A 24,072-nucleotide genomic window follows, 5' to 3' on the forward strand; every position below is an offset into this window, starting at 1 on the left:
GCCTGCATGTTTCTTTCACTCACCCTCTGTGTTATACTGGCTTTACCTTAAATTTTTATTGAGAACTCATTCCCGTGAGTTCTTTTTTATTCCCCTGCGACAAAACGCGTGCCATGTCGCTCTAGAAACTTCTCATTACATTCCTCACAAATGAGACTCCCTTCAAATTCGTAATACGTCATACCGAAATACAATTCACCATCACAATCGCTACAATAGTGTTCAAAGTCTTGTCTAGGGGAATCGTGTAAGTTGCCTATGGTGTTTGGGTTTTCTAGCATTCAGCTAACCTCCTCTGAAAGCGTAATATAATGCACCCTCTCCACAACATCGGCATTCACGCCTATATTTCTCAAGCGGTGAACAATTCCTTGAATACGCGCACGTTCCTCATCATGTTTCTCTTTCGCACGATACAGTGCTACCAACTCCCTTCGGGCTAACCGGGCTTCTTTGATCCAGATGCAAAACTGATAGGGATCATTCTTTTGTAGTGCTTCTACTTGTTTTTGTTCGCAGTGTTGTAAGAATTCATCTAGTATTTGTTTCTTTTGTAGGTCTTTTTTTAGAACTGCTTGGTTCATACTACACACTCTCTCCTTTTTCTTTTCAAGATGTAACAGCATTGCCTATGCCTACTACACCTTTTTACAACAAACGTTCCAATTCAGTTAACTTTTTGCATGAAACTCTTCCAGACATGTAGCAAACGCCTTAAACAATTGTGGGATTTTATCTAATGAGTAGTCATTACTGTTGAGCCATACACTAAGTGTTACACCCCCTTCCCTTACCGATAAATTGTTATTTCCATATTTCGCGATTAAGGTATTCACCTGCCCTTTCTCACTTACTTCCGGCTCATGATACTCCACTTCATATGGCAAGATAGTAAGTGGTGTTGCCTCACTATTTTCCGGGGCAAACAGCTCGTCCACCGTTGTTTTAAAGTATTTTGCTAGTCTTTGAGCTTCTTTTAGGGTGAAATCACTTTTACAGTGTTCCTTAGCAAAATACGCCCTCGGTGAAATGCGAATTAAATGTGCCGCTGCCACTTGCGTCATGCGTTGCTCTTTTCTGGCGATGTATAGTTTTTTGTGCATGGTATCGCTCCTGTTAAAAGAGATTTTTTATTTATAAGCTAACTACTTAATTATCATACGATAAATTTGTTATCATTAAACACCGCAAAATAATCAGGAAAAAGCTCTCTAGCGCTCCTGTTAAACACCGTTTGATATCTAGCCATAATATAAGGCCTTGGCATATACCCATCTTCGATTTTTCTTATATACGCCGCTGATATATCTAGTTTTTCAGCCAATTGTTTTCGTGTCATTTTATGCTTAAGCCTTTCATTTTTCACTATAATACTCATTTCATCACCTTCTCAATTATATTGGATGTTGTTGGTACACCAAGTATATACGATAAATTTCTGAACATCAATTGTTTTTTATAAATTTTTGAACATTTTTTTCTTGAAGGGGTTTAAATTGATAATTATTTTATCTATAATAAGCAGTAGGACATTCCGATTATGAAAGGGGATTATTCCAGTGACCTTAGGAACCAAATTAAAACAATTAAGAGGCAAACGCACGCAAGGAGAAATAGCTGCCTTATTAGACATATCTAGACCTACCTATTCCCACTTAGAAACGAATAGAATTGAACCAAACATGAATTTACTAAATGCAATTGCTGATTTATATTGCGTAACTACAGATTACTTGTTAGGAAGATCACAAGATTCACGTTTAACTGAGGTTGAAGATAAAAAAACAACTGAAATGGCATCACGTTTTGCTGAATTGGTATCCGATTTACCAGAAAATGAGCAAGAAAATGCGTGGAAACAAGCTTTGATGTATGTGCAATTTACTAAAACTCAAAAATAAGAGATAATTTTCTACCAAAAAAGCTAACTTAATCGTCAGCTTTTTTGATTTCTATTTTCTCTTTATATGTACCTAAAATCATAGCTTGTAACACCTCCTCTACATCTGTTCTTTTATTTTCTAAAAACCAATTTACCATTAATTCTTTTGCTAATTGTTCTTTTTTCATCTCGCATCCTCCTAATTCCATTCTACTCATATTTGGAGTCATAAAAAAATCTCTCCTTCAGAAATTGTTAATTTATAGATGACTCATTTTTAGAATATCCCCCTTTGAAATGGGTCACCTATAAAAGCACGAAAAGTCACTACTAAGTAGTGACTTTTTTTAAATTTCTATTCAACTAGTTCCCGGATCGTTAAACATATATTTGATTTCTGTTTGTTTCTGCTGAATTGCTTCATGTTCAAAACTACTTATATTCCCTCCCCACAGACCTATAATCCCCAAAACCGTTAATACTGCCACTATCTTCATTTTCATATCAGCACAACCCCTTCCCTATTAAGAATCATTTTATACATTCGCCCATAAAAACTCAACCCCATTAATTCAAAATCCAATAGTGCCCGCTTAATACCCTCCATATCATTAATGCACATCGAATATGCAATACGCGAAAAAGGAGTATGCCCAGCTTCTTTTAACTTTTCAAAGATGGAAATTGCAAGTTCTCGATCACCAAAGTGATATTCAAATGTAGCTCGCTCTGTTGGGTGAAGTGTAGATACATCAATCTTATCAACATTTATATTATTGTATATTCGTACGTGTGCTAAAGTCGTTTGTACTGCTAAATATTTTTGAGATTGCTGAGATACTTTAATTTCCTTTAACATTTCTCCTGATTGTACTAAAAGTGCCTCGGCTTTTATTGGATCCTCTATTTGAAAACTTTCTGCCAAACATGAAATCCCAGTTATTCGAATCATTGGTACGTCTATGTCTGAATTTATAATTTTATAAGCTATTTTTCTACACTCTTCCAACTCAATTCTCCACAAATGCATAAATGCAATACGCTCATCTGCAAATATGCGAAGATAATCTTTTATTCGCCCGTTTTTAATTAGCTTAAGATTGGCTTCAACTTCATCAACATATTGAATACTCGCATTATTATTCGGTTTATCTGCTAAAGCCAGCATATATAAAATATTGACCATTACTTGCACATGTGGATTTGCAGAAAAACGTGTGCTTCTAATTTCCTCATACAGCGCTTGTCCTCTCAATTCATTATTATTACGCTTATTAAATAACTTATAAATTGTAAAAAATATTGATAAATTTGAATTCTCCCTATGTTTTTCAATTAATTTATTCATGGAGTTGTAGTCCGCTTGTACCTGAAAATATATCAACCCAATTTCTAAGTGAGATGGTAACGTACAAGCAAGGAAATATTTCTTTGTAATCTCTCGTTTTTTCTCCGGGTTATCATATAAAAAATTCGTCGCTTTAAAAAACATTTCTACATCCATTTCACTTTCACAATTTATGCCTCTACGAAATGTTTCTCGACTCACTTCAAGCCTTATAGCAAATTGCCTTCGCGAAAATCCAGCTGATTCAATTTTTGTCAATAATTCATTCATAATTTTTTCCATAATCGTTCCTATTCCCCCTTCACTTCTCCCTAAAACATAAAAAATCCACCATCCTATTTTCTCAACCTCTAAACTGCACTACGAATGATGAATATCTGTTAAACTAAGGAGGAACTCGTATGATGCAAGTGTTTGTCCTAAGGTAGTAGGATGAACGGTATAAGTGGTTTTGTCAGAATCACCTCTTACACACGCTCTGCGAGTTTTTATGCTTTATTTTATTTTTAAGATTATTCTGTCTATTAATCCGACAGAAACCTAAGTACTGTATACGAAACCAATTTTAGCATGAAATTACATTCTATTTTAAGGTTTCATCTATTTCTCAATATAACTTACTGAATAATGATTCATTTTCATTATATTTGACACAAATTCATGTAAAAACCAGCCAATTCCCAACAATATGTACCCAGCCATTCTTAAACTCCTGAAAAAACTTGCTCAAGTATCATTGGATATAGTTGAATTATAGTATCATGACAGCTATAAAGTTTGTGATATCAGGCATGATGTTATGCAAATGAAGATAATTCAAGTCGACGAAAGACGTTCTATTTATATTGAGCGTCTTTCTTTTTTATCGTACACAATGTTATAATTCACATAATAAATAGAATTATCAATCTTTACATATGCAGGAGGGATTCCCGATGGTAATTTACAAAGATAAAGAACGAGGAACCTATTTCTTCGTTGTCAGAGTCCGTCAGTTTGATGGCACGCAAAAACAAGTAAAACGTCGTGGGTTTAAAACTAAAAAGGAAGCACGCGAAGCCGAAGCGAAAATGTTAGTTGAAAAAGAGACGAACTCTAGCTTGACGTTTGCTCAAGTTGCGGATAGTTATTTTGATTGGTATTGCCAAAGGAGGAAACAGTCTTCGATTAACGCCATAAAAAATGCAATTTATAATCATTTACTAAAAGAATTTGGTAAAATGAAAATTGATACCATTACCGCAAAACATGTAATGAACTATCAAAATAAACTCTTAAATAACTACTCCGCTGATACTCTAAAGCAAATTCATACTATACTATCCGCTATATTCAATTTTGCGATAAAATTTTATGGATTGACTAGCAATCCAGCACGTATTGCAGGAAACTTTGAATTAGAATCAAACAAACGAATGAGTTATTGGGAATTCGATGAATTTCAAAGGTTCATCGATACTGTAGATGATCTACTTTACAATGCATTTTTTTCGACACTTTATTATAGCGGCGCTAGGAAAGGTGAATTATTAGCTTTAACATGGGCGGATGTTGATTTTGTAGGAAAAACGATTAACATCAATAAAACTGAATACAATCGTCAAGTTACCAAACCAAAGACAAAATCATCAAATAGAATCATCTTATTGCCTACACTTATCATTAATTTATTGAAGAAATTAAGAGAACATGCTACATTAACAGCACCAGTAAAAAATAATTATGTTGTTTTCGGTGAGTTTTATAATAGTATTGCTACCTCCACGCTAGATGAACGATACAAGAAATATGTGGCTACTGCTAGAGTAAAAAAAATTTTACTTCATGAATTTAGACATTCACATGCATCTTATTTAATTAATAAAGGTGTAAGTCCACTTGTAGTAGCACAACGACTAGGTCATTCTGATGTAGCAACAACTCTGAATACTTATAGTCACTTATATCCGTCAAAACAAGCAGAAGCACTCGCCTTTATAGAAGACGATTTAGCAAAAAAGTTACCAAAGTGTCACCAAGGGCTCTAAAACCCTTGGTATATATGAAGCCGTATTTAATCCCGTCATAAATCCAGCTTCACCGAGCATCGTTTTCTCCATTAAAGCGTTACAAGGGCAAATCGTTACACATTGACCACAGCTAACGCATGAAGAATCATTAATATTTACTCCTTCATCCCAAATAACTCGTGGACGTTCCGCTTCCCAGTCTATCGATAACGTTTCATTTACTTGTAAGTTTTGACACACCTCAACGCATTGACCGCATGCAATACATTGATTAGGGTCATAGCGATAAAACGGATGCGTCATATCAACTTCACTTACATCTACTTTCGGTTCATAAGGATATTTTTGATGTTCAATTTCCATTAATTCTGCTGTATTATGCAGTTTACAGTTCCCATTGTTGTTGTCACATACTGTACAGTATAATAAATGATTTTCTAGTAACCGATCCATCGCCTCTGTTTGTGCTTCTTTTGCGCGAACAGAAGCACGCTCAACGTTCATACCTTCCGTTGCTATCGTCGAACAAGAACGCATTAACTTTCCGTCAACTTCTACAATACAAGTGTCACATGTTTGAATAGGATCTACTTCCGGCACGTAACAAATTTGCGGATGTTCAATCCCGTTCTCATTAATAACACCCAATATCGTTGAACCAGGCTCCGCTGTATACTTTTTTCCGTCAATTGTAATATGAACCATGTTGTCATTCATGGTCTTTCCCCCTTTTTGAGAATAAAAAAACTCCACCACGAAAATATACGCACCACATTTTGGGCACGCTATCATCATGGTGGAGTAGTTTATTAGCACATCTTGCTAAAATACCAATCCATTTATTCATAAATAAAACGATAGATTCATAACAGGTCATATCACGATTCCATCTTTAACACTATAATTATAGCGTTAAATGTACAAATATACAATATAAATTTTAAACTGCGCATATGTCTGTATGTAACTATCCATAATAACCCATATAAAGTTCAACGAGGAATAAGGTGAATATATGGGATCTTTTCGAAAATGGATAAGGGGCGAAAAATCTTTCTCTACACATGAGCAATCTGAAACTGTATTAAATAAAGAAATTTCTTCCTCCATGCCGCTTAATCTTAAACACTTATCCAAATTATTTAGTGGTATTCCAGAATTAATTACACGCACTTTCCCGTTAAAAAACGGAAAAGAAGCTGCTCTTATATATATGGAAGGACTTGTAGATAAAACTGTTATTAATGTAGATATTCTTCGTCCTCTCTTATTTAAAGAATGGAATGAAGATGATTTTTGGGAATCTTCTGTTTCTATAGGGAATATTAAAAAAGTTCAGAAGTGGATAGACATTGAGCAATCTCTCTTACACGGCAAAAGTATTTTATTTATAAACGGGCAATTATCAGCTTTAGAACTAGATACGCAAGCGGCGCCAAAAAGGAGTATTGAAGAACCTACAACAGAGACTTCCATAAAAAGCTCACACGAAGGATTTAATGAAGTGGCAAGTGATAGTATCGCACTTATTCGTCGCTATATTCCAAATCGCGAATTAAAAGTGAAGGAATTCACTGTTGGCGAACGAGCAACCTCTAAAGTTTTTTTACTTTATCTTGCAGATGTTGCAAACGAAGATGTTGTACAAGATATGGCATGCCGCATTGAATCAATCAAAGTAGATGCTATTCTTACTACCGGTGAATTAGAAGGATTTGTTGAAGATAATTCCTATACTCTCTTCCCACAATTGTCTATCACTGAACGTCCTGACACAACAGCACATCATATTTTGAATGGGCGAATTGCCGTTGTTGTAGATCGCTCACCAGGCGTATTAATAGGACCTATGACCTTTTCATCCTTCTTTCAGACGATAGATGATTACAGCTTCAGACCTATGATTCCATCTTTTATACGACTCCTTCGTTTCACTGGGCTATTTATTGCAATATTTGCTCCTGCTCTTTATATTGCTATGATTTCCTTCCATTATGAAGTGATTCCGCTCAAATTGTTGTTAACGATTGGAGAATCTCGAGCCAAAATTCCTTTTCCTCCCATATTAGAAGCTTTATTAATGGAATTAGTTCTCGAAATGCTCCGAGAAGCAGCGATTCGGCTTCCTGGTCCTGTTGGACAAACAATCGGCGTCGTAGGAGGAATTGTAATTGGACAAGCTGCGGTTCAAGCTGGGATTGTGAGTAACGTTATGGTTATCGTCGTATCAATTACTGCGGTTGCCTCCTTCATTATTCCTAACTTAGAAATGTCAGCAGGAATTCGGCTTCTTCGATTCCCAATGATGATAGCCGCCTCTTTATTTGGCGTCATTGGAATTATGGTTGGAATGGCAATCATTATCATCCATATTCTTTCTATGGAATCACTTGGTGTACCATATGGTAGTCCTTTTTCTCCGTCATATGCTTCGGATTTAAAAGATACCCTTATACGTTTCCCATGGAAAATTATGAAGAAACGGCCACTATCTCTACAATTAAAACAAGATAACCGGCAAAGAGATGTTGAAGAAAAGGAGGAGAATTAGTGACAAAACGTGCAAAGAGGGAGATCACTTTATTTCAATACATTTTAACTATTAGTGGTGTTCAAGTCGGATTCGGCGTACTTACACTTCCGCGTGAAGTTGCACAAGGAGCGAATACAGATGGCTGGATGTCTATTATTATCGGATGTGTCATTACTACTTTAGTCAGTCTATGTATTGTAAAAATCATGGAAAAACATCCAGGATATACTTTACTTGATGTGCTGATACGCTATCTTGGAAAATGGCTAGGAAGAGTAGTAATGATTTTTTGGATTTTATATGCTGTACTCGCAGCTGTTTCCTTAATTTTTTCCCTCTTATACGTTATTCATATTTGGATTTTACCTAGATCTCCTATGTCTTTAATTATGATTTTGCTATCTATTCCAATGCTTATGCTTGCATGTAAAGGAGCACTTATTATTAGTCGTTTTGCTGTTTTCACTGTCATCTTTACACTTTGGATGCCATTATTATTATTTATTCCTCTTAAAGATGGGCATTTTATATATCTTCTTCCTCTTATCAAGGAAGGATGGCTACCAATTATAAACACCGTAAAATCAACTATCATTGCGTTTCTCGGATTCGAGTTTGCGTTTGTCCTTTATCCTTATTTAACTAACAAAGCATCTGCAAAAAAAGGAATTGTTATTGCAAATTTGATTACGTTATTTATTTATCTTCAAATCACGTTCGTTTCTTTTATTTATTTTAGTCCAGATGGTATAACAAAGTTTTTATGGCCGACTCTTTCTCTTGTTACACCGTTTCACTTCTCATTTCTTGAGCGGTTTGAAATTATCTTTTTGTCATTTTATCTCTTTATTATTTTTGATTCCTGTATTCCTTATATTTTTACTGCTTCAGATGGCATTAATCAATTACTTAACAAAAAAGGCAGTTCATTACCTATTTATTTTTTATTATTCGGGTGTATTTTCATCTTATTATTTTATATCCCTTCTTCTTATCAGATAAGTGCGTTGCGGGAATTTTGGGGAACCGCTAGTTATTTTATCGTTTTTCTATTCCCAGTTGTATTTCTCTTATACATGACACTTTATCAGCATTGGAAAAGGAGAAAAGTTTAAATGAGACGCTTTATTCATTTTATTATATTTTGTTTTCTCATAATTTTTTTAGCAGGTTGTGAAGATCGGCTTGATTTAGAAAAACAATCCATCTCATTAATTTACGGTTTTGACGCAAAAGCAAAAGGAAAATTAATTGTGTATCACGTAAATCCTATTTTCAATGAAGATGTAGAGAAAAAGTACGAAATTCATGAAGCGAAAGTACATACACCCCGAGAAGCAAAAGATACGTTTAACAGTTCAAGCAGCGGTTTAGTGTCCACAGAAAAGTTACAGCTTATATTGTTTAGCACGAATTTTTTAAAACAAGAAGGAGCTATGCCTTATCTGGATGTTTGGTATCGCGACCCTAAAAATACAGGGAATATGCGCATGGTTGCAGTAGATGGACCCATTTCTTCTGTTATATATAATAATTTCAAAGATAAGCCTGCTCTTCCTGAATATTTAACAGATTTAATTAATACGAACAAACTATACAATCGGACCGTGTTTACGACATTCCATGAATTTCATAGACAAACTTTTAATAAAGGCGTAACTCCTGCTATTTCAGAAATAAAAAAAGGGAAGAAAGATATTATTGTTACCGGTTCGGCACTATTAACCTCTCGTGGAACTTATAAGATGTCTTTAAATCGTTACGAAAGTGCCCTTCTTCTTATGGTGCAAAAGAAAGCTAATATACCCGTTTCACTTACAATGAAAATCCCCTCTAATTTAGTTGAAAGTAATAGCCATCTAAAAGATACAAAAGGCGACGATTTTATAACAATAAATGTTCTTAGTATGAATCATGATATCGGTACAGACTATAGCGATAACCGCTTCAAATTTAATATTAAAATGGATTTAAAAATTGCCGTATCTGAACTTACATTCAACATGGATATAGATAATGATAGAAAAAAATTAACTTCTCTTATTACAAAACAACTAAACAATGATTTAAACGATTTAATCCACAAAATTCAAAAACAGCAACTTGATCCATTCGGATTTGGTGATTATGCGAGAGCGTTTCAATATGAAGAATGGAAACAAGTTGAAGATGATTGGCCAAGTGCCTTTTCAAAAGCTAATGTGAAAGTGGCACCAACTATTAAAATTTTAGAAAATGGGATTATTAAATAGAAAAAACACGCTACTTGTTCTTATATGAATAAGTAGCGTGTTTTCATTTCCATTACAAGTATTATTTCAATGGACTATACTCTATTTCCATTTCTAACATTACTATGTTTTTTAGCATATACAAAATATATGAAAACGCCTATTATAATCCATGCCACAAAACTAATTAAAGTAAGCTTAGAAAGGTTCAAAGCCAAATATATACAACTTACTATTGAAACGATAGGTAAAAAAGGTACTAGAGGGGCACGGAATGGCCTCTTCATATCAGGATGTGTCTTTCTTAATACAATGACAGCTATAGATACAAACACAAATGCTGTTATCGTTCCCATATTCACTAAATTAGCTAATAAATTCAAATCCACTAATCCCGCTAATAAAGCTGCTAGTATACCTGTAACCCACGTATTAAAAAATGGAGTTTGTAAACGTTTATGGACACTTGAAAGTCTTTTTGGTAACAGTCCATCTCGACTCATCGAATAAGATACACGAACAAATGCAAACATAGCTACTAACAGAACTGTTGTTAGCCCTGCTATCGCTCCCACCGATAACAACCCAGCAATTCTATCTTCTCCTACAGTGCGCAACGCATATGCAACCGGATCAGCAACATTTAATTCCGTAAACGGAACCATTCCAGTTAGCACGAATGAAACACCTACATATAGAACGGTACAAATGAACAAGGAAACAAGTAGCCCAATTGGCACGTTACGTTGTGGACGCTTCACTTCCTCTGCGGCTGTTGCAACTGCATCAAATCCTAAAAAAGCAAAAAATACAGTAGCAGCGCCCCCTACCACACCGTGAAAACCAAACGGTAGAAATGGTTGCCAATTCTCTGGTCTTACATATTGTGTCCCTATAACAATAAATCCTACAATAACAGCCAGTTTAATAATAACCATTATATTATTAATTCGTGCACTTTCTTTTGCACCACGGCTTAATAAAAATGTAACAACTAAAATAATAAGAACTGCTGGTAAATCAATGATTCCACCCTTCCCCATTCCTGGTGCCGAAGCAAAAACCGTAGGAATGTGAATATTAAAACCTAGTAGCAGTGACTGAAAATATGCTGACCAGCCTGCTGCAACCGCAGAAGTCGCTAATAAATACTCCAGCATAACACACCAGCCAACTATAAATGCAAAAATCTCACCTAGTGTCATATATGTATATGAATATACACTTCCCGAAACTGGAACTGTAGATGCAAATTCAGCATAACAGAAAGCTACACATGCACATATAATTGCCGCTAATACAAAAGATAATACAATCGCCGGACCAGCATGTTTCGCTGCTACAATACCAGTTAATACGAAAATACCTGTACCAATAATTGCTCCAATACCTAAAAGAGTTAAATCAATCGCTCCTAAAGTTTGATTCAATACTTTTTTCTTTTCTTCATCCATTGCTTTCTTTATGAAAAGACTCATTCTTTGAAACCTCTTTTTCAAGTTTATCTCTTACTTGTTACATTCTTTATTACTGTTCTATTTTAAAAATAAAAATATACATAGTTCACTTCCCCTATAGACTTAGTAACCCACCTCATAAAAAACAGAAAATTCAATCTCTTATACCATATTGAATTTTCAAAATATTAATCATACCAAAAAACCATTAAGAATGCTGATTGAATTTATCATACAATTAATTATATTGTCAATAATAAATCACTCAAAAATAATCGGTTGATTATGTATCAAATGTTATTTTTATACATAATTATTTTCTTAAAAAACATTGTTGTTTTCCACCTTAATATTCATATTCATTTTATTACATTGATTTTCATTACATACAATGTAATGAAAATCATAATAACCTCAAATTAATTATTATTCAAAAATAATAATTGATTTGAGGTTATTTCACCATTTTAATACTAACAAAAAAGTGCAGATTTTCATCTGCACTTTTTTTATTCTTCCACTTCAGCTTCTGCACTACTATTTTCAAGATGCTCCTTCTGAGCTTCCTCTTGCAACTCTGCTGAAATCATCCCATAATAAAGTTCCGGATATAACCCAAATATTTGATATACACTTCCTAAAAACGGCATCAGAATCCCTCTTTTCTAAAGTTGTATTGCCACTTTTAAGGATTCCCTTTTCATTCACTATACATTCGTTTTTGGCGTTTCTTCTTCATCTTGAATACTTAATAAATTTTGCCATTTTTTATACGGAGCGCTATTTGGATCTACATATCCTTTCGCATGCGAGCGATCCCACAATTGTTTAATAAACATTTCTTTCTCTTTCTTTGCAACCATATCAGCACCTGTACCGTAATAGTTCTGGAAATACAACTCGATTTCATCAAGGAATAGTCTTAATAATTCATCTGATGTTTCTTCTAACGTCGGATCATACTTCGCTTCACGGTCATACATTAAAATCATGTCTAAAAGATTGTGGACATGTTCTTTTCTAAGCCATCTTACATCTTGGGCTCCTAATACGAACGGATGTGTATATAAATGTCCACCTTGTATCATCGCCTTTTCTTGCTCTTCTTCAAATCGTGACAAGATGTTTTCATAAATAAACGGATTATGAAGCAATGCTCTGTGTAATTTATAACTTTCGCTTGAAATATTTTTTCCCATCGACTGAATTAAAAAGCTACGTCCCACACCGTTATATTGATACACAAACTGTCCATCAACAGCAACTAAACTAATCCAGCGATACATATATGCGTATAGTAATGCACGATTACATTTATCATAATCTAATTTTGTTTGAGTCACATTCAAATCTGGCATAAAGGCTGGTAAGTGCCAATACTTATCTAAATGCGGCGTTAAACTAGATTTTTTACTATTTAATTTGTTTACACGGCGATAATACGATTGGAAATAGTCCCCTTTATCATTCATAAATCCGTTTGAAATATGTCCTGATGATAATTTAGGAAAATCTTGCAGCGATAAGCCATAATGTGCTCGATAACAGATCACTTCAAATGGCGAAAAGGCTTCGTGTACTGTATCTTTTTCTTTAAACATTTCTTGAATCAATTCCTCTTGTAGCTCTTTCTTTAAAGAAGGATGTATACCCCAATATTGTAATTCCCTATGATGAGCAACTTTCGGAATGAATGGACTTGCTAAATGGAACAGGTCTTCAATTTTTTCACGCACGTATTCATCGCGATCACGTTTCTTATAATCTGCTTCTTTTCGCAACGCTTCAATAATATTCAATTCTAATTTATCACGATAGCGTACTTGCAGTTCGTCATAACAATAGCTCAGTATATGTTCGCGATAGAAATCCTCTACCTTTTTCGACTGAATCTCTTCTGTTTTCGCATCACGACAATATTCCCCATACAAACTCATATAAATTTCCGCTGATATATCTTTCGGTAGTACACCTAAATTTAAATGTTGCTGCATATCTTGCCATATCTTTTCTTGCAGCTGTTCCTCTGCTAATACATAAACATTCGTCGGGTTTGTTTTCCCTTCAAATTCCTTACTGCGCTTTTGGATTTCAAACAATAAATTTTCACGTGTTTCATGTAAATTATCAAAAAATCTTTCCCAATATTGAATCATTTTATTAACTGCCTGATATAGCGATTGATACACAAGTTCTAATAGCATTTCTTTTCGATATTCATTTAATTTGTGTACATATTGCGTTACGATGTCTTCAAATTCTCTTTTGAATGAACGTTGCTGATTATTAATCATTTTTCCGAACCAGCCTTGTTGTTGAGCAATTTCTACTCGGCGTACAGCCGTTACCGTTCCATCGATATTACCCACATTAAATTTTTTATCGTAGTTTTGAATTACATTACGCTTTTGTTCATTATTTTCATGTAGTCGATTCATTTTTTCTACTAACTGCTTTCGAATTTCATATAACATAAAACGTGCTGCTACTGGGTGAACTGGATCTGTTTTCTTTAAAAACCATGTATTTAATTGATAGGACTGCCCTTCAGAACCACTTGGTGAAAAGCGGTCTGATTCAATCATGTCATATAAAAGTGTCGTTACATGTTCATGTACACGGCTCGGAATCGCATACGCATATAAACGAACCGCGTGATCCACTCTTGCTACTTCACCTTTCATTTGTTCCATCATTTTCAGTTTCGCAGCTGAAATTTTACACTCATGTTGCAGACGATTTAATTCCTCATCTTTTTGCACCGTTCGTTGTACATAACTTTCTACAGCTTCTAAAAACAGTTTTGATTTCGCAACTCCGAGCTTACCACCCTCTGCTCCTTCACGTGTTTCATTGTACATTTGTCTATAGAAAATATGAGCTTGCTCTGGACGGGTAGCAAGATGCTCCAAGTCCTCTAAATAACTTTTACCTCTCTCCGGCTTTTCACGCTGCATCCCACGTTTTACATCTTGGTCGTATCTTTGCTTCTTCTCTTGAAACAGTTGATCTAAATGCAGCCACGATTCATCTAAACCTTGCACCGCCCATTTTAAAGCACAATATTTTAACACATGCTCATATGGATAAATGAGTTTTGCCGTTCCTGCCCCGCAATATCGTCCTTTTCCACTTGATTCTGCTAATTGCTGAATTTGATTGTCTTCTTGTGCAAAATGACTTGTAGACATCGGGCTAAATAACTGTAAATAAATTGTATTTGCCATCTGTTCCATATAGTCTGATAAATTGTGTAAATGGTGTCCATGTAGATTTTCGTAATCGTATAAGAAACAATAATTGTACGGTAAATGATGTTGTTTAATTGTATGATTCGTTCTTCCGTCTTCATCTACTTGATCAGGGCGATACTCTAATTCAATTGTTACACCACCGCGTTTTGATAATTCTCCAGTAGAACCGAGCGTAATAGCATGTAATTCTTTTAACGATGCATAGCCATTTGCTTGCACCGTTTCAAATTCTTTCGCACTAACCGTTCTCGTCTTTACTAAAACATCCGGCATTAAAAACGCACCGCGTATTAAAATGTTATGATGCTGCAATTTCTTCCGAAGCATTTCACGTAAATATAATGCAATTTGCAGAAACATCCCTGAACCTGTTCCGCCTGCTAGTGATGTTACTATAATGACACGCACACCATATTCCGTTTGATCACTTGTAACCGGAAAAATTTTCTCGATTTCTTGCCAAAAAGACGTCAATTTATCTTCTTTCATCGCAGCACGTAACGCTAAACGTGAAATGACGCGTAACTGTCCTGCTCCTTCTGTTAATGGCTTATCAAGTATAGTCGGATCCATCGGAAACCACTCTGGGATCGTTGGATCTCCCGCAATATACTCCCTAGGCGTTTTACTAGAACTTGTTTGTGTCTTAAACTTTCGAATATGATCAAATTTACTTAATGTATTCACATCTGTATCAAATACGTGCATTGCTACCTTTTTTCGGCGCTCTTCAGGCAGTTTTTCATATATTTGATGCGTCACAGTACTACCGATTCCACCTAAACCAATTAATATTGTTGGAACTTGTAATGTCATGTGAACCACCTTCCTATTCTTGCTTGTTTGAAAAAAGGGAAAGAGAATCAATACTCCATCCCCTTCTTATCCATACCTACTATTCACATTCGTACTTGTAAATCTCCTTACCATATCCTCTATCAATTAGTAAAAGTTCATTTGGATATAGTGTCTTATGTTCCATTCCTACTTCATCTTTTGTTATAAACATCCCATCAATAATCATTCCAACTACTTGTGATTCTTTCGCTACAAAGACAGATTTCGAACCTTTCTTCGCTATAAATGTAACGGATTGCACAGTTTTTCTTTCTGCTCTAAATGGGATACCAAAATAATGGTTCCACCATTTATTTCGAAGTAATTCTGGCTCAGATTGATATAGCCAATCTTTCGCTACCTCTTGATCCCATTCATAATACAGTAGTGCTTTCCGGTGAAATCTTGGCCGAACAATCCATCCTAAAACAATGATTCCTACTACTAGCAGTAATAAAGTGATAGGAATGACAAACTTAAAAATAAGCGCATATTTTTCATACAACGGAGCATCTTGAATATGGAATGTTATGTTCTTCTTTACTTCTTGTAATTTTGAATCCTGCATTACGATGGTAGCTTCTACGGTGCCGGTATCTGTAAAATTAAATGTGTCGGAGTAATAGGGACGAGGATAAACATAGATCTGATTTCCATGTTGCTTTATTTCATAATTGATTGATTGTTTAGATGTGACACCAGTAGATTTTAATAGTTTTTTTACAGCTTCTTCTGTCATCGGCTTACCATCTAACTGTGGCTGCAAAACAAATGGTTTACTATTCTCTAAATTTGTCACTTTTTCTTCATAATCTTTTGTAACAGTTTGAAGTGATAATTTTGGTTTCTCAGCTGTTTCAATTTTAAATTCTTTCGTCTGTCTATAAAACCCCTTTATATTCATATGAACTTTCCCGCGTACTAACCCTTTACCAAGCTTAGTTTCGTAATAAAACACATGCCTCTTATCGTCCCACTTCATCGGATATTGTTTTCCGTCTATTTCTACTTCTGCCTGAAAGTAAGAAGACTGAACTGGCAACTCCGTAGGCTTTGCTTCAATAACAGCAGTAACACCTTCGTACATTTCCTCTACATTTTTTTGACTACTATCATCTTTGTCATAAGTAGAAACCGTATAATTAAGCGCTGGTTCAACTAGTACTTGTAGTCCTTCTTTCTCAATGTCCTGGTCCACTTCTATCGTATAAGTTCCTGGTTTAATAACTTCCTGATTTTCCGTACTTATATGAACTATATTTCCGAACAATTTTGCTTCTCCTGGTGCATGTATGGAAAAAGAAGATTGTAATTGTAATGGTTTAGAAATTTGTGTGACCTGATAATCGGGCAGAGAAGGCGATTGTCGTACAAGCGTCATACGCTTTAATGGAAACGGTGTTGTAATCTCTACTCTTTTCCCCACTACTTTCGTTTTTACAATCGATTCAACAGAGGAGAATGGATCACGATTTGCAACTAATGCTGCCACTTGATTTACACTTTTTACAATGCCATCTTCTCCGCTTGACGGCATAGTAACACCATTTATCTCTTTCTTCCATATTTCTTTGAACGTGTTTAATTGTTCTTTTTCTTGTTGTCCTAAATCTTCTTCCATCGTAATTAAGACTGGGTGTAACGATATCTTTTTTGCATCCATTTCTTTCTTAAACTGGGCTAATTTCTGCAAAATTTGTTCTTTTCCGCCAACCTTATCTTTCTCTAAATCATTAAATGCCCCGTCAGTTAATACAATAAGCCAAAATTCACGTTTTCCATCTATATCTGCTTCCTTTTTTATAGATTGCATCGCCGTTTCTACCGCGCTAAATGGAGTATTTAAATACGTTTTCCACGCTCCAATTCCCTCAATTTCTGTTTGCCTTTTATCCTTCGTTAACGAAATGTTTAATGGATCATTCGGCTTACTCATTGGAACGTAAGAAAATTTATCTTTTTCATCTAATAGCGCAACTAAACTTTGCAAAGCATAATTGGCATATTTCCAGCGATCGTTATTTCTCATGCTGCCCGAATCGTCATATACAAGTGAAACGACCCTTTCCTTTGCCTCCTCTCCTTTTGCAAAAGCTGATAAAGGTAAACATATAAATAGAAACAACATGAACGTGGCACAAATTCGAATTTTCATGATGAGGCTTCGCCACCTTTGTAGACAAATTCCTATGTTTAAATTTATGAGAGGAAACAAGATATATGACTTGTATTTTAGGACAACTAACCCACCATAACTTTATTATGTAAACAGATCATACACTTGGTAATATTCCTTCTAGCACTCTCTATCCAATTATATAAGTAAAAAAGCCTGTTTAAGCTCCACGCTTAAAACAGACTTTTCCTACTTTTTATTTTAAAAACACATAACAAAAAGTTTGATTTTTGACTTAACACATCACTTCTATTGTAAATCCACCAGGTGCTTCAACGTAAAACGTATACGCATGGACATGCTTAGGAGGCTCCACCAAAAATCCATCTTCCTTCAATCTTTGATTTATCTTATCTACTTGTTCTTCATTTTCTTGTGGAAATCCTACATGAAATGTTTTTGGATACTGAACTTCTTTTCCTTTCATTAAAGTTAGTATAAATCCATCATTATCACGCATAACTGCAAAGGCATTCCTCCTTGTTCCACTACAAATCAAACCAAAATACCTCTCTAAAAACGCTCTAGATGCTGTTACATCTGTAACTGTTAAATTAAGATGTTTAATTCCCAATCCTTCACCTTCTTTCTCAATTTTCTAACATTTTATCATATAAATAAAAAACACGCTTTTCACAGCGTGTTTCATTGCTTTACATACACTTCAACAATCGGATTTTCTTTATTGTCCGCATGCAAGCGTATATTCGCTTCACTTGTATTATAAATACTAGCTAATAACATTATCGTTAACACATTAGGTATCTTCGCATCACTTCCGTATTTTCTCTCAAGCCCTTCTTTATATTCAAAATCTAAATCCCCCTGCACATATGTATACACTTCAAAACCATCTTCTAAATTGCAAACTACTGTATCAATAATATCTGCCCCTACTTGCTTCTTCATTTCCTCTCGCAACGCTTCAATAAATTCTTCCCACGGTACTTCGTATGTCTGAAACTGATCTGTAGATTTCATGCCTTTTCCTCCTTATATATCCTCTTCTTATATTTCCCCTTTCCTATAACAATTATGATAGATAGGACATTCGTACAAGCCGCACTTGTCCCCCTTACATATCGTATTACTGTAATGCGGAAGGAGGAAAGAACATGCATAGACAAAAATGTTATGATACATGCCGACGTTATTTCGGAAAGGTTGTTCGGATTGAAGACCGTGATGGCCGTATACATTTAGGTAAAATAATCGATTTGACAAAAAACTCTGTATGGATCGAACCGGTGCAACAGCGCTCATCTTTTGATTCAGGATTCGGATACTATGATGCTTATGCAAACGGTGGTTGTGACCTTTGCGGCGGCCTTAGCAGATGTGATAGTTGCGGATTTGGATGCGGTGGTGGATTCAGCAGTTGCGGATGTGGTGGCCGTGGTTGCGGTAGTTGTGGTGGCGGCGGCTGGGGTGGCGGCGGTTGTGGCTGGGGTGTTGAACTCGGATTTGGTTTCATCTTCGGAATTACATTAGCTGCATTATTTTTCATTTAACATAGTAAAGAGTTGACTACCTTTAGCCAACTCTTTCTCTTTATTTTTCACATATAAAAATACGATGCCCTAAAATGTGTTGGTACATAAGCCGTACATTTTCATGCTGTACCCACGCCTCATATAACTCATTCGGAATATGTGAGGATACATTCCACTCTGGCTCTTCTACATAACCAGAGATCGTTTCTGCAATCGTGCCACCGCCAGCAATTGTAATTCTTTTAAAATTTGCTTTCTGAAATAATTGTACCCACTCATTCTCAGTTAATAGTTCTTTCATGCCATATAATTGGGCGATTTTTTCTTCCTCATCCTTATCAATGTGCCTATCAATAATCATTTCAATGACAACAAGCTTACCGTCCTGCTGTAATACACGGTAACACTCCGAGATAACCCTTTCTTTCTCTGTAAAAGCGATGATTGATTCTCCAAGTACGAACTCAAATGAGTTATTCAAACAAGGTAATTGCTCTACACTTCCTTCAATTAATTGTATATCTAACCCTTCAAACAACCATCTATCTTTTGCCTTTTGAATCATAATTTCATTCTTTTCAACAGTTGTTACTTTATAACCAAATTCCCTTGTCATATATGCCGCTGTTTTCCCCGTACCGCAACCTATCTCAAGGACATTCGCTCCATATTTAAAAGGCAGTTGTGCTAACAATTGTTTTGTTAACGTAAAACCACCAGGATGAGCACTTCCTATTCCGTAATAAGCTAGGAAATCGATGTATGTGTTTCGTTTCATAGGACTCTCCTTCAAGTTTTCTATAATACATATATTCATCCAGAAAAAAATCGTGCATAGAAAAAAAGCATTTTCAAGTGCGATACCGCAACTTGAAAATGCTCTTTTCTTTCACAGGGGAATGAGGAAAAATCCACACTGGTTAAAATTTCACTTTATTATTTCTCTTCTACATACGCCCATTTGAAACTATATTCCGGACTAATATTATGTTTTACAATTCCCTTTACATTTGGTTTCATAACATACGATCTACCACTTTGATATAAAGGTACGAGCGCTACATCTTCTTCAAGTAACAGTTTTTCTGCTTTCCCTAGCTCTGTCCAACGTTTTTTTGCATCAGCCATCCATTCCGTCTTACTTTTATTAATAATGTCATCATATTTTGAATTTGAATAGCTCATCTGATTCTGTGAATTTTTCGTTTCAAACATATCAAGATATGTCATTGGATCCGCATAATCTGGATTCCAGCCGCCATATGAGAAATCATAATCTTGGTCTGATTCTAATTTTAGTTTTTGCTTAAATGGCTGAAGTTTAATATTTACTGTTACACCCTTTAAATTCTTTTCAATTTGATCTTTTACATACTCCCCAACCTTTTTCGCATTACCAGTATCATAATTTAATAGCTCTATTGTCACTTGATCTTTTCCAAGTTCTTTTTTCGCAGCTTCCCAGGCTGCTGCTGCCTTTTTAGAGTCTTGTTTTAAACCATTTTTAAACGTTTCTGCGAAATCTTTACCATCTGGTCCAGCTGCTAAACCTTTTGGTACTAAATAATCCACTGGTTTTGAACCATCATTTAAAATGACATTCGTTAAAGCTTTCTTATCGATTGATAATGCAATTGCTTCACGTAATTTTTTACTCTTTAACGGTGTATCTTGCCCACCACGTTTTTGATTTAGACGCAAGTAAAACGTACTTGTTTCTGAATATGCACCAAACTCTTCTTTATTATTTCTATACTTATCAACAAATTCACCTGATAAAAGTGTAAAATCAATCGCACCTGTATCATATAAATTTACTCTTGTAGCTGGTTCTTTTACTACACTATAGTTGATTTCTTCTAGTTTTACAGTCTTTTTATCCCAATACTGATCATTTTTCTTTAATTTCCAACCTTGTTCATGCTTCCAATCAGTAAGTACAAACGGTCCATTATAAACTGTCGTATCAGACTCTAAACCGTATTTATCTCCTTTTTCTTTTACGAACTTTTCATTTAATGGATAGTATGACGCGAATGCCATTAAATTTAAGAAATATGGTACTGGTCTCTCTAGTTCAACTTCCAGCGTATAATCATCTACCGCTTTTACACCTAATGTAGAAACTTCTGCTTTCCCTTGATTTATTGCCTCTGCATTTTTAAGATAGTAAGCAATAAACGCATACTCAGCAGCTGTTTTTGGATCTACTAGACGTTGCCATGCAAATACGAAATCTTTCGCTGTTACAGGATCACCGTTTGACCATTTTGCATCTTTTCGTAATTTGAATGTATATTTTTTGCCATCCTCGCTTTTCGTACTAGATTCTGCCGCCGCTGGAATTGGCTTGTTATCTTTATCTAGACGATATAACCCTTCCATCGTGTTTCCTAAAATTTGAGAACCTAACGTATCTGTATTTTTAGAAGTATCCATCGTCGGAATTTCATTCGTTTCTGTACGATTCATTACTTGCTGTGCCGCATATTTAATATCGGATTTTTTCTCTTCCCCGCCACTATTAGACGTCGTAGTCGTTTTCTTCTCCCCACCAGAAGATCCAGAACATGCTGTTAACGCCACACTCATTGCTAATACTGGCGCTACAACCGCCGTAAACTTTTTCATCTTTTTCTTCATTCTTGTACCCTCCCCAATTATATGTACGAAACTAACTTTGAGAGATTTCTAATTTAAATTATCAGAAAATTATTACTAATTATCATTCTACTAATTTTTCTCGAATTGTAAAGTATTTTTAAAAACATTCATAATAATTAATTTATTTACTTCAATAACAATCTATTACTACTATACGAATTCTCCCACATCTACTATATGTAAGTACCACTTTTCTTATTCTTCTCTATTTAATTTAATAGTAAAAGAGCGTTCTAAAAGTCATTTATCTACCTTTAAAACGCTCTTTTTTATTATTTCCCTTCCGTTACATAAGCCCACTTAAAGCTATATTCTGGACTGATGTTATGTTTCACAATTCCTTTAACATTCGGTTTCATTACATACGCTCTACCTGTTTGATATAAAGGAATTAATCCTGCATCTTCTTCAAGGAACAATTTCTCTGCTTTTCCTAACGTTTCCCAACGCTTCTTCGGATCAGACAATAATTCATTACCTGCTTTCGCTACCATTTCATCATATTTTGGATTCGAATAACTCATTTGGTTATATGGGCTCTTCGATTCAAACATATCAATAAACGTCATTGGATCCGAATAATCTGGGCTCCAACCTGCAAATGAAACTTCATAATCTTGCGCTGACTCTAATTTCAGTTTTTGTTTGAACGGCTGAATTTTCGTGTTAACCGTTACACCTTTTAAGTTTTTCTCAATTTGATCTTTAAAATAGTCAGCAATTTTTTTCGCAGTTCCATCATCATAGCTTAGTAGTTCAATTGTCACTTGATCTTTTCCAAGTTCTTTTTTCGCTGCTTCCCAAGCTGCTGCACCTTTTTTCGGATCATATTTTAGACCATTTTTAAATGTATCTTGGTAATCTTTACCGTCAGGCCCTGTCGCAAGCCCTTTTGGTACTAATTGATCTGTTGCTTTTGAACCGTTATTTAAAATAACGTTCGCTAAACCTTTTTTATCAATTGATAATGCGATTGCTTCACGTAGTTTTTTGCTCTTTAACGGTGTATCTTGTCCGTTACGCTTTTGATTTAAACGTAAGAAGAATGTACTTGCTTCTGAATACTCACCGTACTCCTCTTTGTTCGATTTATATTTATCAACAAATTCTCCTGATAATAGTGTAAAATCAATTGATCCTGTATCATATAAGTTTACTTTCGTCGCAACTTCTTTTACTACACTATAGTTAATTTCTTCTAATTTCACAGTCTTTTTATCCCAATACTGATCATTTTTCTTTAATTGCCATCCTTGTTCATGTTTCCATGACGCCATAACGAACGGTCCGTTATACAACGTTGTATCTGCTTCTAAACCGAACTTATCTCCTTTTTCTTTTACGAACTTTTCATTTAAAGGATAGTACGATGGGAATGCCATTAAATTCAAGAAATACGGTACTGGCTTTTCTAATTCTACTTCTAGTGTATAATCATCTACCGCTTTTGCTCCTAAATCTGTTAGAGGTTTTTCACCTTTATTAATTGCTTCTGCATTTTTAATATAGAAAGCGATAAACGCATATTCTGCAGCTGTATTTTTATCGAGTAAGCGCTGCCATCCGTATACGAAATCTTTCGCTGTTACAGGATCACCGTTTGACCATTTTGCATCTTTACGTAGTTTAAATGTATATTTTTTGCCATCCTCGCTTTTCGTACTAGATTCTGCCACAGCTGGGATTGGCTTATTATCTTTATCTAATCGATATAAACCTTCCATTGTGTTCCCTAAAATTTGAGAACCTAATGTATCAGTAGATTTTGAAACATCCATCGTCGGAATTTCTTGATTTTCTGTACGATTTAATACTTGTTTCGCTGCATATTTAATTTCAGCTTTTTTCTCTTCCCCACCACCACTAGACGTCGTAGTTGATTTCTTCTCCCCACCAGATCCAGAACACGCTGTCAACGCCATACTCATTGCTAAAACTGGCGCTACAACCGCCGTGAACTTTTTCATCTTTTTCTTCATTTTTGTACCCTCCCCAATTATATGTACGAAACCATTTTTGATAGACTTTCTAATAACTAGTTATCAGAAAATTCTTATTAATTAATATTCTACTAATTTTTCCGCTTTTGTAAAGTTATTTTTAAAATATTCTAAAAATTATTTTTTTATTATAGTAAAACGTATTTTTTACAATTGTCATGATACAAATTCTTCCTTACATCTATCGA

20 protein-coding genes and 2 pseudogenes are annotated in these 24,072 nt (G+C 35.0%); 6 read left to right on the top strand and 16 right to left on the bottom strand.

The annotated features are described in order from the left end of the window. Window positions 1-281 precede the first annotated feature (281 nt). The 3 genes and pseudogenes from ATL10_RS19415 to ATL10_RS19425 all read right to left on the bottom strand — a co-directional run bounded on the left by ATL10_RS19415 (window position 282) and on the right by ATL10_RS19425 (window position 1,378). The gene (locus ATL10_RS19415) at window positions 282-584 is read right to left on the bottom strand and encodes a hypothetical protein (protein WP_110496912.1); all 303 of its coding nucleotides are present in this window, start codon (window positions 582-584) and stop codon (window positions 282-284) included. Window positions 585-923: 339 nt separating this feature from the next. Next, window positions 924-1,103 (bottom strand): annotated as a pseudogene (locus ATL10_RS19420) (helix-turn-helix transcriptional regulator); the annotation flags it as partial. Between the two features lie 53 nt (window positions 1,104-1,156). After that, entirely contained in the window at window positions 1,157-1,378 is a 222-nt protein-coding gene (locus tag ATL10_RS19425; RefSeq protein WP_110497343.1) for a helix-turn-helix domain-containing protein, read from the bottom strand. 181 nt (window positions 1,379-1,559) lie between these two features. Between ATL10_RS19425 and ATL10_RS19430 the strand changes: the two genes are divergently transcribed. Further along, complete coding sequence (locus ATL10_RS19430; protein ID WP_098424828.1) at window positions 1,560-1,901, top strand: helix-turn-helix domain-containing protein; 342 nt, start codon at window positions 1,560-1,562, stop codon at window positions 1,899-1,901. Window positions 1,902-1,929: 28 nt separating this feature from the next. Here ATL10_RS19430 and ATL10_RS19435 read toward each other — a convergent pair whose 3' ends face one another. The 3 genes from ATL10_RS19435 to ATL10_RS19440 all read right to left on the bottom strand — a co-directional run bounded on the left by ATL10_RS19435 (window position 1,930) and on the right by ATL10_RS19440 (window position 3,512). After that, window positions 1,930-2,112, bottom strand: a complete 183-nt coding sequence (locus ATL10_RS19435) for a hypothetical protein (protein WP_110497345.1) — start codon at window positions 2,110-2,112, stop codon at window positions 1,930-1,932. 129 nt (window positions 2,113-2,241) lie between these two features. After that, window positions 2,242-2,385 carry a hypothetical protein gene (locus ATL10_RS31330; RefSeq protein ID WP_181419333.1) on the bottom strand — a complete coding sequence of 48 codons (144 nt, stop codon included), beginning with the start codon at window positions 2,383-2,385 and terminating at the stop codon, window positions 2,242-2,244. After that, on the bottom strand, window positions 2,382-3,512 hold the full coding sequence (locus ATL10_RS19440; protein ID WP_110497347.1) for an AimR family lysis-lysogeny pheromone receptor: 1,131 nt from the start codon (window positions 3,510-3,512) through the stop codon (window positions 2,382-2,384). Before ATL10_RS19440 ends, ATL10_RS31330 begins: the two co-directional genes overlap by 4 nt. A 653-nt stretch (window positions 3,513-4,165) precedes the next feature. On the opposite strand from ATL10_RS19440, the gene ATL10_RS19445 reads away from it, so the two are divergent. Then, a complete protein-coding gene (locus ATL10_RS19445) occupies window positions 4,166-5,257 on the top strand; it encodes a site-specific integrase (protein ID WP_110497349.1) in 1,092 nt (363 codons plus the stop codon). Here the strand turns inward: ATL10_RS19445 and ATL10_RS19450 are convergent. Beyond that, window positions 5,237-5,956 (bottom strand): annotated as a pseudogene (locus ATL10_RS19450) (2Fe-2S iron-sulfur cluster-binding protein); the annotation flags it as partial. The gene ATL10_RS19445 and the pseudogene ATL10_RS19450 overlap by 21 nt on opposite strands. Before the next feature lie 298 nt (window positions 5,957-6,254). On the opposite strand from ATL10_RS19450, the gene ATL10_RS19460 reads away from it, so the two are divergent. The 3 genes from ATL10_RS19460 to ATL10_RS19470 are packed head-to-tail and all read left to right on the top strand — an operon-like array spanning window position 6,255 to window position 10,024. Further along, the gene (locus tag ATL10_RS19460; protein WP_090977412.1) at window positions 6,255-7,790 is read left to right on the top strand and encodes a spore germination protein; all 1,536 of its coding nucleotides are present in this window, start codon (window positions 6,255-6,257) and stop codon (window positions 7,788-7,790) included. Then, window positions 7,790-8,887 carry an endospore germination permease gene (locus ATL10_RS19465; RefSeq protein ID WP_097924261.1) on the top strand — a complete coding sequence of 366 codons (1,098 nt, stop codon included), beginning with the start codon at window positions 7,790-7,792 and terminating at the stop codon, window positions 8,885-8,887. The genes ATL10_RS19460 and ATL10_RS19465 overlap by 1 nt, the downstream gene beginning before the upstream one ends. Next, window positions 8,888-10,024, top strand: coding sequence for a Ger(x)C family spore germination protein (locus tag ATL10_RS19470; RefSeq protein ID WP_097924263.1), 1,137 nt, complete (start codon window positions 8,888-8,890; stop codon window positions 10,022-10,024). It begins immediately after the preceding gene. Window positions 10,025-10,098: 74 nt separating this feature from the next. Here the strand turns inward: ATL10_RS19470 and ATL10_RS19475 are convergent, their stop codons facing one another. The 6 genes from ATL10_RS19475 to ATL10_RS19500 form a co-directional block, all read right to left on the bottom strand. Continuing rightward, on the bottom strand, window positions 10,099-11,481 hold the full coding sequence (locus ATL10_RS19475) for an APC family permease (protein ID WP_110497353.1): 1,383 nt from the start codon (window positions 11,479-11,481) through the stop codon (window positions 10,099-10,101). A 488-nt stretch (window positions 11,482-11,969) separates the two neighbouring features. Continuing rightward, window positions 11,970-12,110, bottom strand: a complete 141-nt coding sequence (locus ATL10_RS19480) for a hypothetical protein (RefSeq protein WP_001116193.1) — start codon at window positions 12,108-12,110, stop codon at window positions 11,970-11,972. Window positions 12,111-12,167: 57 nt separating this feature from the next. Then, on the bottom strand, window positions 12,168-15,530 hold the full coding sequence (locus tag ATL10_RS19485; RefSeq protein ID WP_090977408.1) for a tubulin-like doman-containing protein: 3,363 nt from the start codon (window positions 15,528-15,530) through the stop codon (window positions 12,168-12,170). A 79-nt stretch (window positions 15,531-15,609) separates the two neighbouring features. Continuing rightward, window positions 15,610-17,706 carry a vWA domain-containing protein gene (locus ATL10_RS19490; RefSeq protein WP_000702065.1) on the bottom strand — a complete coding sequence of 699 codons (2,097 nt, stop codon included), beginning with the start codon at window positions 17,704-17,706 and terminating at the stop codon, window positions 15,610-15,612. Window positions 17,707-17,962: 256 nt separating this feature from the next. Then, a complete protein-coding gene (locus ATL10_RS19495) occupies window positions 17,963-18,301 on the bottom strand; it encodes a VOC family protein (protein WP_110497355.1) in 339 nt (112 codons plus the stop codon). A gap of 71 nt (window positions 18,302-18,372) precedes the next feature. Continuing rightward, the gene (locus tag ATL10_RS19500; RefSeq protein ID WP_000842905.1) at window positions 18,373-18,708 is read right to left on the bottom strand and encodes a hypothetical protein; all 336 of its coding nucleotides are present in this window, start codon (window positions 18,706-18,708) and stop codon (window positions 18,373-18,375) included. A 134-nt stretch (window positions 18,709-18,842) separates the two neighbouring features. Here ATL10_RS19500 and ATL10_RS19505 point away from each other — a divergent pair, with 134 nt between their 5' ends. Further along, complete coding sequence (locus tag ATL10_RS19505) at window positions 18,843-19,238, top strand: hypothetical protein (RefSeq protein ID WP_097924266.1); 396 nt, start codon at window positions 18,843-18,845, stop codon at window positions 19,236-19,238. Window positions 19,239-19,278: 40 nt separating this feature from the next. Here ATL10_RS19505 and ATL10_RS19510 read toward each other — a convergent pair whose 3' ends face one another. The 3 genes from ATL10_RS19510 to ATL10_RS19520 form a co-directional block, all read right to left on the bottom strand. Then, complete coding sequence (locus tag ATL10_RS19510; RefSeq protein WP_090977402.1) at window positions 19,279-19,998, bottom strand: class I SAM-dependent methyltransferase; 720 nt, start codon at window positions 19,996-19,998, stop codon at window positions 19,279-19,281. 158 nt (window positions 19,999-20,156) lie between these two features. Continuing rightward, window positions 20,157-21,863, bottom strand: coding sequence for a peptide ABC transporter substrate-binding protein (locus ATL10_RS19515; RefSeq protein WP_053563837.1), 1,707 nt, complete (start codon window positions 21,861-21,863; stop codon window positions 20,157-20,159). A 293-nt stretch (window positions 21,864-22,156) separates the two neighbouring features. Continuing rightward, window positions 22,157-23,863: a peptide ABC transporter substrate-binding protein gene (locus ATL10_RS19520; RefSeq protein ID WP_000728442.1), complete on the bottom strand. Its 1,707-nt coding sequence runs from the start codon at window positions 23,861-23,863 to the stop codon at window positions 22,157-22,159. Between the last annotated feature and the right edge of the window lie 209 nt (window positions 23,864-24,072).

Source organism: Bacillus sp. 196mf, from assembly GCF_003217275.1.
In the GTDB taxonomy this organism is placed as follows: domain Bacteria; phylum Bacillota; class Bacilli; order Bacillales; family Bacillaceae_G; genus Bacillus_A; species Bacillus_A thuringiensis_S.